Origin of the sequence: Leuconostoc falkenbergense, from assembly GCF_014634805.1 — a bacterium.
GTDB classification, from domain to species: Bacteria; Bacillota; Bacilli; order Lactobacillales; family Lactobacillaceae; genus Leuconostoc; species Leuconostoc falkenbergense.
In genome coordinates this window covers 18389-29395 of record NZ_BMBS01000025.1, presented here as the reverse complement: position 1 = coordinate 29395, position 11007 = coordinate 18389, and the positions used below count along the sequence as shown (strand labels likewise).

The 11007-nt window shown below is 37.5% G+C and carries 13 protein-coding genes; 12 read left to right on the top strand and 1 reads right to left on the bottom strand.

Annotation, left to right across the window (positions count from 1 at the left end):
- Nucleotides 1–319: 319 nt before the first annotated feature.
- Nucleotides 320–799, bottom strand: a complete 480-nt coding sequence (locus tag IEU71_RS06455) for a ComE operon protein 2 (protein ID WP_004910199.1) — start codon at nucleotides 797–799, stop codon at nucleotides 320–322.
- A gap of 78 nt (nucleotides 800–877) precedes the next feature.
- On the opposite strand from IEU71_RS06455, the gene IEU71_RS06450 reads away from it, so the two are divergent.
- The 12 genes from IEU71_RS06450 (at nucleotide 878) to IEU71_RS06395 (ending at nucleotide 11000) form a co-directional block, all read left to right on the top strand.
- On the top strand, nucleotides 878–1723 hold the full coding sequence (locus IEU71_RS06450) for a bifunctional 5,10-methylenetetrahydrofolate dehydrogenase/5,10-methenyltetrahydrofolate cyclohydrolase (protein ID WP_004910198.1): 846 nt from the start codon (nucleotides 878–880) through the stop codon (nucleotides 1721–1723).
- An 88-nt stretch (nucleotides 1724–1811) separates the two neighbouring features.
- Nucleotides 1812–3668 (top strand): alpha/beta hydrolase family protein, encoded by a 1857-nt coding sequence (locus tag IEU71_RS06445; RefSeq protein WP_233127280.1) that lies wholly within the window; start codon nucleotides 1812–1814, stop codon nucleotides 3666–3668.
- A 114-nt stretch (nucleotides 3669–3782) separates the two neighbouring features.
- Nucleotides 3783–4724, top strand: a complete 942-nt coding sequence (gene comGA, locus IEU71_RS06440; protein ID WP_004910194.1) for a competence type IV pilus ATPase ComGA — start codon at nucleotides 3783–3785, stop codon at nucleotides 4722–4724.
- Nucleotides 4663–5700 carry a type II secretion system F family protein gene (locus tag IEU71_RS06435; protein WP_036066197.1) on the top strand — a complete coding sequence of 346 codons (1038 nt, stop codon included), beginning with the start codon at nucleotides 4663–4665 and terminating at the stop codon, nucleotides 5698–5700. Before comGA ends, IEU71_RS06435 begins: the two co-directional genes overlap by 62 nt.
- Entirely contained in the window at nucleotides 5697–6008 is a 312-nt protein-coding gene (gene comGC, locus IEU71_RS06430; protein WP_004910189.1) for a competence type IV pilus major pilin ComGC, read from the top strand. The genes IEU71_RS06435 and comGC overlap by 4 nt, the downstream gene beginning before the upstream one ends.
- Complete coding sequence (locus tag IEU71_RS06425; protein ID WP_036066195.1) at nucleotides 5992–6384, top strand: prepilin-type N-terminal cleavage/methylation domain-containing protein; 393 nt, start codon at nucleotides 5992–5994, stop codon at nucleotides 6382–6384. The genes comGC and IEU71_RS06425 overlap by 17 nt, the downstream gene beginning before the upstream one ends.
- On the top strand, nucleotides 6368–6577 hold the full coding sequence (locus IEU71_RS06420) for a hypothetical protein (RefSeq protein ID WP_004910184.1): 210 nt from the start codon (nucleotides 6368–6370) through the stop codon (nucleotides 6575–6577). The genes IEU71_RS06425 and IEU71_RS06420 overlap by 17 nt, the downstream gene beginning before the upstream one ends.
- Nucleotides 6564–6977, top strand: coding sequence for a competence type IV pilus minor pilin ComGF (locus IEU71_RS06415; protein WP_004910180.1), 414 nt, complete (start codon nucleotides 6564–6566; stop codon nucleotides 6975–6977). The genes IEU71_RS06420 and IEU71_RS06415 overlap by 14 nt, the downstream gene beginning before the upstream one ends.
- The gene (locus IEU71_RS06410) at nucleotides 6974–7261 is read left to right on the top strand and encodes a hypothetical protein (protein ID WP_004910176.1); all 288 of its coding nucleotides are present in this window, start codon (nucleotides 6974–6976) and stop codon (nucleotides 7259–7261) included. The genes IEU71_RS06415 and IEU71_RS06410 overlap by 4 nt, the downstream gene beginning before the upstream one ends.
- Nucleotides 7262–7299: 38 nt before the next feature.
- Nucleotides 7300–8295, top strand: a complete 996-nt coding sequence (locus IEU71_RS06405; RefSeq protein ID WP_080519648.1) for a class I SAM-dependent methyltransferase — start codon at nucleotides 7300–7302, stop codon at nucleotides 8293–8295.
- 73 nt (nucleotides 8296–8368) lie between these two features.
- Nucleotides 8369–9631: an acetate/propionate family kinase gene (locus IEU71_RS06400; RefSeq protein WP_004910167.1), complete on the top strand. Its 1263-nt coding sequence runs from the start codon at nucleotides 8369–8371 to the stop codon at nucleotides 9629–9631.
- A 70-nt stretch (nucleotides 9632–9701) separates the two neighbouring features.
- Complete coding sequence (locus IEU71_RS06395) at nucleotides 9702–11000, top strand: endolytic transglycosylase MltG (protein ID WP_004910164.1); 1299 nt, start codon at nucleotides 9702–9704, stop codon at nucleotides 10998–11000.
- The last annotated feature ends 7 nt before the right edge of the window (nucleotides 11001–11007 follow it).

Sequence of the window (11007 nt, the reverse complement as noted above, 5' to 3'; positions counted from 1 at the left end):
TTGTTTTAGACAATTACCATTAAAGGCGCTGCGGCTTTTTTATTCAAGTGTTCGGTTTAATTTTACAATCTACCTTAAATATTAACGAAATCACTTATTAATAGCAAATTTGTACGTTTTTTAAAACGTTATTCTGACGCTTTTATTTGCGTGTTACAGAATTGTAACAAACCTTTCAGCGGTTGGCAGTATTGGGTTTTTACTGATTTTTAATTACAAAAAATGTTTTTAAATGCTATTCGTTTTCTAAAAGTAAAAAATATGATAAACTTGAAAATAGTTCGTTAATTGTGCGTTTTTTCTTACAAATTCAAGGTCATCATTCATGAGCAATAAATTGATTTAAATCAATTTGATGGGCTGTTTGTGATGAAAATGGTACTTGCTTAAGTGAAACGTGTTTTTGACGTAACAGTTCTTCAGCAAATGGATCATTATGATAATCACGCATAAAGTTAATGTTACGAATACCTGCTTGAAGCAAGAGCTTAGTGCATTGCACGCATGGTACATCTGTGACGTAAACTTCTGCGCCGTCGACGCTAATGCCCATTTGAGCTGCTTGCATCAGCGCATTTTGTTCGGCATGAACGGCTCGTACACAATGACCATCGACAATGAGATCACCGACCTCAGTGCAATGGGGTGTGCCTGCGACACTGCCATTATAACCACTTGCTATTATGCGATGCTCTCGCACAATAATAGCGCCTACGTGTAATCTTGTACATGTCGATCGTGTTGACAAAATGGCTGCCTGTGCAATGAAATATTGGTCCCAACTAATACGTGTATCCATATAATGTGCCTCGTTTTGTTTTTGAATCTGATAGAATGAGTATAACAAAATATTGTGAAGATTGAAGGAGATTTTTGAATGACAGAGTTACTTGACGGTGCCAAAGTTGCCAAAATAATTAATGACAAAACGTCTCAACGTGTGGCGGGCCTAGATAAGCCAGTTACTCTTGCTGTGATTTACGACCCAGACAATGAAGGTAGTCAATTATATGTTGGCATGAAGTCTCGGAAAGCAGCCAAGCTTGGCATTCAAACACGTGATATTCCTGTTGGCGCAGATGAAACGACCGAAAGTGTTATTGCGTTAGTTGAATCTTTAAACGCTGATGATGACGTGACAGGTATTTTAGTTCAAAGTCCACTAGCTAAAGTCATTAAGGAACGACAAGTATTTTCTGCAGTTGCACCGTCCAAAGATGCTGACGGTTTAGGTGCAACAGTTCAAGGGATGCTGTTTGGTGATGCTTTAGAGCCATATACCGTCGCCGCGACGCCACAAGGTGTGATGTCATTGTTAAATTATTATCATATTCCTACAAAAGGCAAAGTAGCTTTAGTAATTGGCAGGTCTCAATTATTTGGACGACCAATGTCAGCCTTGTTAAATAATGCAGATGCAACGGTGACTGTGGCGCATCGTTTTACTGAGCCAGATGTTTTGAAACGTTTGCTTAAGTTTGCTGACATTGTGGCTGTTGGTGTTGGTATTCCTAATTTTATTAAAGGGAAAGACTTGAAACAAGGTGCAACTGTCATTGATGTGGGGATGAATGTTGTTGATGGCAAAGCCACTGGTGATGTTGATTTTGATTCAGCACAGGGTATTGCGGATTTTATTACGCCAGTGCCTGGTGGTGTAGGACCAATGACAATTGCTACTTTATTAGAAAATACAGTTACATTAGCGGAACAAAATAAATAGTTTAATGAGAAGTAATGGCCTTAAAAGGCTTTATAACTTCTTTTTTTGTTCACAATTTATGATAGACTTGAAATTATAAGTGAGGTAAATGATGAAAAAATTAGATAAATCATTGTTTAACATCAAAAGTTTGAGTCAATTAATCAAGATTGGTGAAATCTACTATTTTACACAAACGCAGTTACGTGATGTTGAAAATGATACACAACATAGTATTTGGAAACTAGCAGATGGACAAACCAGTTTGATTGCTGAAGATGCATGGGCACCACAAAATGCGAATGGACAGTTAGCTTATCTACAAAAGATTGATGGTGTTGCGCAATTGTTTGTTGCGGGTGAACAAAAAACATTCGAGGCAGCAGGGATTCATCAATACACAGCAAAAGCGGATAATGATCATGTTTATTATCTGACCATGACGGTTCATCAGTCACCAACGCCCATATTATCACAGCGACCAACGCCACGTCGCATTACTGAAAAAAATTATAAAGCTGACGGATATGGTCTCATTGATGAATCAACTCAATATCGTATTACCTATTTAGATATTTCTAAAGATCTGACAAAAGTTGTTCTAAAGACTACCACGCGCACGACGTTATTAGATCAATTTGATCATAAATTATTATTGACGCAAACTGATAACATTGCAGGCCTTGGGGAGAGCAATAAAACGTTTTTGTTGGTTAATGGTCAGACAATTGAAGTGAGTCGTGATCTGCCAAATGGGTTAACTATGGATGGGGTGTTTGATCCACTTGGTGAAAAAATCGCACTGATTGCCCATGATGAGCAATATACAAATGCGAGAATTTTTGGTGTGTATCTATATGATATTAAACGAGATACTCTCACACCTATATTTGATTCTGATGTTGATGCTTTGCAAGATACGATGAGTGATGTGGTCTTTTTAAAGAGCGTTCATCAATTGCTTTGGCTAAATGATACGGAAATTGAATTTGTTGCGACTTATCATGGTCACAACCGCCTATACCGTTTGACAACAGATGGTATTTTGACGTTACTAGATGATACGCAACGCGCTATTTTATCTTTTACGTCAGAAGCGCTGATCACTTCTTATACCAATATACCTTCACAAATTGAAAATAGGCAAGGGGAGATTTTGTATCGACCAGATTCAAAAGAGGCGTTTATAATTGCTCAAAAATATCAATTTGCTTCAGAAGACGGTTCGATGGTTGATGGTTGGTTAATGCGCGCGCAACAACAACCTGCACCAACATTATTGTACATTCATGGCGGACCACATGCGGCTTATGCTGATGCTTTCTTTTGGGAATTTCAAATGTGGGTCGCACTTGGATATAATGTCGTTTTTACTAATCCACATGGTTCAACTTCGTATGGTCAAGATTTTGTGAAAAGTGTGATTGGGCATTATGGGGAGCAAGACTATCGCGATGTTATGACTGGCTTTGAAGCGGCTATATCAAAATTTCCTGGTGTGATTGATGCTGATAATATATTTGTGGCAGGTGGCTCCTATGGTGGTTATATGACTACTTGGATTATTGGTCATGATCACCGCTTTAAAGCAGCTGTTGCTCAAAGACCAGTCATTAATTGGATTAGTATGTTTGGTACAAGCGACATTGGTTATGATTTTACAAAGACTGAATTAAAATTGGATTTGCAAAATAATAATATTTCAAAATTATGGGCGGCATCGCCATTAGCCTACGCTAAGCATGTACGAACACCTATTTTACTGCTGCATGGTGAATATGACCTACGGACACCTTTGGGACAGTCAGAAGAATACTTCATGGCGATTAAAACACAAACAGATACACCAATCGAATTAGTACGATTGCCTGAGAGTTTTCACGGTGTTTCCAGAAACGGTCGACCAAATCTTCGCATCGCGCGGATTGAAGTCATGAATAATTGGTTTTCTAAATTTAAAAATTAACCCGTCAAAAGCATTTAGCTCAACATGAGCTAAGTGTTTTTTTGTGAGTCGAGTAGCTTAGCAACGTATGATACTATGAGCTCAAAAACATAAAAGGGGTACAAATTTTGAATAATGATTGATGATATGTTGGAAAAAGCTAAAAGACAACGAGTTAATGATATTTATATTTTGCCAAATGATGATAACAAGTATGTCATCAAATTTCATCTGAATGGTGGTTTAGTTTCTGAAACTAGCATGGCAGATGATCATGCAGAAAAATTAATATCAGCAATTAAGTATCGTGCAAAAATGAATATATCAGAAAGGCGTCGGCCGCAGCTTGGCCGTTTTCGTGGTGCACAAGTGTGGATTCGTGTTTCGAGTGTTGGTGATTTTTTGAATCGTGAAACTGTGGTCTTACGTCTTATCTATTCTGAGCATCATAAGCAACATTGGCTATCTTCAAAGCAATTTGAGCAAATGCAACTTGGTTTACCAGAGTCGGGTTTATTTCTCATCTCTGGGCCGACTGGTTCAGGCAAAACAACGACGCTTTATCACTTGTTGGAAAATATTGCCAACAACAAGCTAGTTTTAACAATTGAGGATCCAGTAGAAATTAGAAATCCTAACTTTGTTCAGTTACAAGTTAATGAAGCAGCTGGGATTGGTTATGAAGCTTTAATAAAAGTTGCTTTGCGGCACCGCCCAGAGATTTTATTAATTGGGGAAATTCGAGATTATCAAACAGCTAAAGCAGTCGTGCAGGCTGCTTTAAGTGGACACTTGGTTGTCAGCACGATACACGCCATGTCGGCGCGAGAAATTGTGTTGCGCTTGCTAGAGTTAGGTGTGGATTATAATCAATTATTGGCGGCACTAGCGATGGTAGTTTATCAAAGATTAGTGCCAATGATATCAGGGGATCAAGCAGCGATTGCTGATGTGCTCTTTGGCAGTGACATTACGACGGCTACTGGTTTCACAACACAATGGCAGGAGGTTCTTGATGAAGCATGTTTGGCAGGCAAAATTACATCAGCAACGCGAACAACATTTCAGTCGCTTTAAAACAAGTGATCAAGTGCAATTTTTTCAGGAGCTGGGTGACCTATTAGCTTCTGGATATAGCATTGGTGAAAGCATTGACATTATGACAGATGCTCATCAAAAGTGGCATCGTCAATTAAGTGTGATTAGAGATGGACTTCATGAAGGGCAGTCTTTCCCTAGTATAATGTCTATGTACGTGAATCAAAGTATATTGGTTCAGCTGAATTTAGCCCACGAACACGGAGATTTACCCAATACATTGGTAAAAATGGGGCAAAATTTGGCCCAAATTGCACAACAACAAAATAAAGTAAAACAAGTGATGCGTTATCCGATTATCTTGTTAGCGATACTAGGAACCATGCTATTGGGGCTTAAATTTTTTCTTTACCCAATATTGAATCAATGGCAAAAATCGTCACAAGTAACAGGGGTTTATGATGCTCGCGCCATTGTAATATTAATGATGGCACTCCTACTGATAATAATCATTTGGCAATTTTGGCGGCGTATGAACTGGATAAACAGGCTTAATGTTATGTCTAAAATACCAATAATTAGTTTGATGACTAAAACGGTTGTGTCGTATCAAGCTAGTCAACAAATAGCGTCAATGTTGTCAGGTGGGTTAACTTTACCAGATGTTATTGATGCCATTGCGTGTCAAAACAATCATTCAGCATCAGTCTGTTTAGCGCAAGATGCGCAAAAATTTTTAAAGACAGGAGGACAGATTGACCGATACATTTTATCTAAGCAATTTTTGAACCAGTCATTGGCCGGTTATTTTATTAGGGGTTATACCCCAAAAACGTTAGCTCGTTACTTAGATTATTACGCAAAAACACAGTTTAAACTGTTAATGCAGCAAGCCGACCGTTTAATCGGTACATTGCAGCCGATTTTTTTTGGCATCATCGGCATAGCGATTATTGGTTTATATCTCAGCATGCTGCTACCAATGTATCATGCCATAGGAGGATTGTATAAATGAAACGTTTTAGAAAAAAACATAGCGGATTTACATTAATTGAAGCAGCAATTGTTTTATTTATTGTTAGCTTACTAATGTTAATTATTTTGCCCAACTTAAATGCACAACGTAAACATGCTGTGACGACTCATGCTGCCGCAATGGTGACAACAGTACAAACACAAATTGATTTGTATCAAAATGATCACCCAGATGACAGTGAGGTGACCATTTCTAAACTAAAAGCAAATGCTTATTTAACTGACAAGCAACTACAAAAAGTGCAAGACCTTAAAATTACAATTGTGAATAATGAAGCTCACCAATAGTGGATTCACGTTGGTTGAGTCATTAATCACATTACTCATCGTTAGTTTATGCTTGGTAATTGGCGCGCAGCCACCAAAGACAGTAGGAAAAAATACAGATCAATGGTTGGCAACGTTTAAAACGAGGTGGCAAAATGCGCGGCTAACTGCTCAGAGTCAAGGCCGTCAGGTAACAGTTATTTTTGATCAGTCTGAGATGTTGATAGACGGTGAGCACATACCTTATCCGCTAAATTATTCAAAATGTGTTCGGCAACAAATAAGTGTTTTGCCAACAGGTTATGTTGCGCCTATAACCATCACGCTTGATGGTTCGCCAAATATCAACATTATTTTCAGTTTAGGAGGTGGTGAATATCGTGTATCTAAAAAATAACCATAGGCAAAAGGGTTTTGTTTTAGCTGAAGCAATGCTTGCATTAAGTTTAATGGGAACTTTTGTTGTGTTTGAATATGATCAATTTCATCAATTTCAAAGACAACATTGTCAACTGAACAAGGAATTATCTACTTTGCAAAAAGAAAAGATTGATGCTTTGGAAGCGTGGGACAAGTATGCCAGCGAATAGAGCGTTTACTTTATTAGAATCATTGATTGCCTTGAGTTTGGCAGCATTATTTATGACAACAATTCAGTTTTTGATACCTCATCTAAGTCAAGTGACTCAACCAGATTACAATACCTCATTTCAAACAACCCTCCATCAACTAGAAATCCAAAAATATAGAGTAAAAGATAATGATAAACATGCTATTAATATGATAAGTACTGACGGTAAAACAATGACATTAGTGGTTAAAAATCATAAATTACAGTTGATTGCTTCAGGCAGTGGGCAAATTATCTTAATGGAAAATATCAACGACTTAACTGTCATGGCCTGTGGTAGTCATTTTAAGTTGTCAATAAAGATTAATAATCAAACCATTCGTGGCATATTATTTTTACAGAAAGCGGTAGCACCATGAACAGAAAACAAGCATACGTTTTAGTCACTGCAGTAACAATATTAGGCGCGTTGAGCACAGTATTTGTGTTACAAAATATAGCCTTTAATGAACAGTTGCGAGCACAATCAAAATTGATACAGCTGACAAAAATTAATTTGTTGCAAGCACGACTAAGCTTGTCGTATGCAACAAATGGCGATAAGTCATTAACGATTGATAGTATGGTGGCGACAGTCGTTCATCAGGAAATTTGTGTGTCAGTTCATGATCGTTGTGTAAAGGTACCACTGCTTGTGAAATAACCTTGAAAAAGGTTGGAAAACCGTCTAAAATGTTACTTATGACACAAGAAAAAGTTGCACAATATTTTGATGCGTTATCCAAAACGTCAGGTGAGTTATCGCAGGAAATTGATGTGAGTCACATTGATGCGCTAATCGAGGTGATTGATGATATTAATGCTGGGGATGTTCATCGAGAGCTAGGAAAGCCTAGTCAATTAGTTGCGGAAAAAATTGAAGAAGCCATTAAGCTTGATTGGTCAAAATCAAGTGATACTGATAGGCGTAAAGCAGTTCAATTGGCCATTTTGCAGGCTAATCGGCATGATAAGACACCAGCCAACTATCAAATTACGCCAGATGGTATTGGTTATTTACTTGCTAGTTTGATTAACCAAACAGCAGATTTAGTCGATGATGATACGATAATTGATATCGCGGTTGGATCAGGTAATTTGCTATGGACAGTTTCTGAAAATTTAAATTTCCAGTTAAACAAGATTGGCATTGATAATGATGAAACCCAATTGGCTTTGGCTGCAGCAGGAGATGAACTTATTAATCCGAATGCACCAACAACATTTTATCAAGCAGATGTCCTATCATTAGAGGAAACACCTAAAGCTAAAGTTGTTATTGCCGATTTACCAGTAGGCTATTATACCGTCGATGATGATCGGCAATTTGAAACCAAGTCGTCCAATAGGCAGTCGTGGCTACAGAATTTGCTTGTCGAAAAATCATTGTCATTTGTTAGTGATGATGGCTGGGTTTATTTAGTTTTTCCTGCCGCATTGTTAAGTGGCGATAATGCTAAAAAATTGTTACAGTTTGTGACCTCGCATACACAATTAAAAGCTTTCTTACAGTTACCAAATGATTTTTTCCAAGATGAACGAGCAGCAAAAGCTATCTTAGTATTGAGAAAAAAATCTAACCATCCCCAAAAAGAGGTCTTGATGGGGCAGTACCCATCTTTAAAAAATCCAAAAAAACTTCAGGAATTTTTGCAAGATATTGAAGCGTGGGTTAAACTGGATAAAGAAGTGCAATAGTCGTATGATGATATTATCAAATTAGTTTTCGTAAGTGCAATAAGTTCAAGAAAGACAGGTAAAAGGAAAAATCATGGCTAAAACAATGGCTGTTAACGCTGGAAGTTCATCATTAAAATTTCAATTATTGGAGATGCCGGCAGAACAAGTTATCGCGCAAGGTGTAATTGAACGAATTGGTATGGATGATGCAATCGTTACAATTAAGTACGGCGCTGAAATTGTAGCTGAACGCTTGGTTGGCCATTCAGATGATGATGAAGACCACATCACAATCACAAAAGATGGTAAGGGCAAAAAGTATGAAAATGTTGTTCCTATCAAAAATCATCAACAAGCTATCAACTTCATGTTACAAAAATTAACAGATTTGGGTATCATTGAAGATTTCCAGGAAATTACAGGCGTTGGTCATCGTGTTGTTGCCGGTGGTGAGTGGTTTAACCATTCTGTTGTTGTTACGGATGAGGTATTGGCCAAGATTGATCGTTTAGCTGATTATGCTCCTCTACACAATCCGGCAAATGCTATGGGTATTCGTGCATTCCAGAAGTTACTACCAGATGCTTTGTCGGTAGCTGTGTTTGATACATCATTCCATCAAACGATGCCAGATGTTAATTACCTATACTCATTGCCTTATGAATACTATACAAGATATGGTGCTCGTAAATATGGTGCTCACGGGACATCACATCGTTATGTTTCTGCGAGAGCAGCAGCAATGCTAGGAAAAGATTTAAAAGACCTTAAGCTGATTACGTTGCACTTGGGTGCAGGTGCATCTATTACTGCGATAAAAGATGGTAAGTCTTTCGATACATCAATGGGATTTTCACCCTTGGCCGGTGTTACAATGGCAACACGTGCAGGAGACGTTGATCCATCGCTAGTATATTACATTCAAGAACGCGAAGGTTTGACAAATGATGAAATGTTGAATGTCTTGAATAAAAAGTCAGGGCTACTTGGTATTTCAACCATTTCAAGTGATATGCGTGATTTATTGGATGTTCAAGACACAAATGAACATGCTAAATTGGCAATCAATATCTTTATTAACCGAGTAATTAAATATGTCGGTCAATATGTTGCAGAGATGAATGGCGTTGATGCTATTGTATTTACAGCTGGTATTGGGGAAAATTCAGTGCCTGTCCGTAAAATGATTGTTGATAAATTAAGCTACTTTGGTGTCAAGTTAGACGACGAAAAAAATAATGTTCGTGGCGAAGAAGTTGAAATATCAACATCAGATTCGAAAGTTAAGGCATTATTGATTCCAACTAACGAAGAATTAATGATTGCGAGAGATGTAGAATCTTTAAAAGCATAATATGATAAAATGGTAAACGGCTAGTGTTTCTAAACACTAGTCGCTTTATTACGTTTGTGAGGTGAAAAGTATGGAGTCGAGAAAACAACGACATCAGCATGAAATTAAGAACGCCGAAGCGCTAGACGCCGGTATGGATCCGTTTGATGATGATTATCAAAATGGTAAAGGTGTTCCACGAAAAATAAAACGTGGGACACGAAATCGTTTTGTTGCTTTGATATTGTTAATTATTATCGTTGTTGGTGTTTTTTTTGGTGGAAAAGCATTGTTTACTGATCAATATGCTGCTTTGAACCCAAAGGATACTACTTTTAAAACGGTGAAAATTGCTTCTGGATCAACTTCAATCCAAATGGCAAATATTTTGCAAAACAAAAAAATTATTAAAAGTGCAAAATCGTTCAACAAATATGCGCAAAAGCAAGGGGCTGCAAGTCTTCAAGCCGGAACGTACAAATTTTCGCCATCTCAAACAGTTCAGCTCATTTATAAACAAATGACTTTAGGGCCAGGGGTAGCACCGCAGTTAGGGAAAGGTTACATCTTGGTGGCAACCGGACAGAGCCAAAGTCAAATTGCCAAAAATGTTGCTGATGAGACTAAGTTATCTAACATTAAAGTTAATAATGCTTTTACTGATAAATCAGTAATTGCAAAAATGAAGATCAAATATCCTGATTTACTAAAAGGTATGGCTTCAGATGATAATCTTTCTGATTATATTTATCCAGCGGCATACGATTTAAATGGTGTTAACACGATTAATGATGCAATTACCCAACTTTTGGCTACCTCTGATAAACAACTTAAACCATATTACAAAGATTTAAATAGCGATGGTATTAACAAAACCGCTGTAATTACTTTGATGGCCACGACAGGAAAAAAAGAATTTGAGCATCGGTTGGCATTTGTTAATAAAATTGCGCCTTATGCACAGACTTTGAGTAAAAAATATGGTATTTTAGCATCCATTTCAATCGCTCAAGCAGCACATGAATCTAACTGGGATAATTCAGTACTATCGTCTAAATACAATAACTATTTTGGTGTGAAAACTCAGGATAAAACTGCGGGTAAATCGGTTGTATTAGAGACGACTGAATATGTTGATGGGCAGCCAGAGACACAGAAAGCAAGGTTTGCTGTTTATAGTGATTGGAAAGAAAGTATGAAGGAGCACGCTGAAACTTTGGTTAATGGTAACACTTGGAATCCTACTCAATTCCAAGATGTCTTGAACGCTAAAAATTATAAAGCAGCTGCTAAAGCGCTTTATAAAGACGCTTATGCGACTGATACGAATTATCCCACGTTAATTATTAATTTAATTGAAACATGGAATCTACAACGATTTGATAAGTAAAAAACTG

What these genes read in the sequence shown, in the direction of transcription:
- IEU71_RS06455 (WP_004910199.1), bottom strand. Translation starts at nt 799, where the DNA reads ATGGATACACGTATTAGTTGGGACCAATATTTCATTGCACAGGCAGCC.
- IEU71_RS06450 (WP_004910198.1), top strand. Translation starts at nt 878, where the DNA reads ATGACAGAGTTACTTGACGGTGCCAAAGTTGCCAAAATAATTAATGAC.
- IEU71_RS06445 (WP_233127280.1), top strand. Translation starts at nt 1,812, where the DNA reads ATGATGAAAAAATTAGATAAATCATTGTTTAACATCAAAAGTTTGAGT.
- comGA (WP_004910194.1), top strand. Translation starts at nt 3,783, where the DNA reads ATGATTGATGATATGTTGGAAAAAGCTAAAAGACAACGAGTTAATGAT.
- IEU71_RS06435 (WP_036066197.1), top strand. Translation starts at nt 4,663, where the DNA reads ATGAAGCATGTTTGGCAGGCAAAATTACATCAGCAACGCGAACAACAT.
- comGC (WP_004910189.1), top strand. Translation starts at nt 5,697, where the DNA reads ATGAAACGTTTTAGAAAAAAACATAGCGGATTTACATTAATTGAAGCA.
- IEU71_RS06425 (WP_036066195.1), top strand. Translation starts at nt 5,992, where the DNA reads ATGAAGCTCACCAATAGTGGATTCACGTTGGTTGAGTCATTAATCACA.
- IEU71_RS06415 (WP_004910180.1), top strand. Translation starts at nt 6,564, where the DNA reads ATGCCAGCGAATAGAGCGTTTACTTTATTAGAATCATTGATTGCCTTG.
- IEU71_RS06410 (WP_004910176.1), top strand. Translation starts at nt 6,974, where the DNA reads ATGAACAGAAAACAAGCATACGTTTTAGTCACTGCAGTAACAATATTA.
- IEU71_RS06405 (WP_080519648.1), top strand. Translation starts at nt 7,300, where the DNA reads ATGACACAAGAAAAAGTTGCACAATATTTTGATGCGTTATCCAAAACG.
- IEU71_RS06400 (WP_004910167.1), top strand. Translation starts at nt 8,369, where the DNA reads ATGGCTAAAACAATGGCTGTTAACGCTGGAAGTTCATCATTAAAATTT.
- IEU71_RS06395 (WP_004910164.1), top strand. Translation starts at nt 9,702, where the DNA reads ATGGAGTCGAGAAAACAACGACATCAGCATGAAATTAAGAACGCCGAA.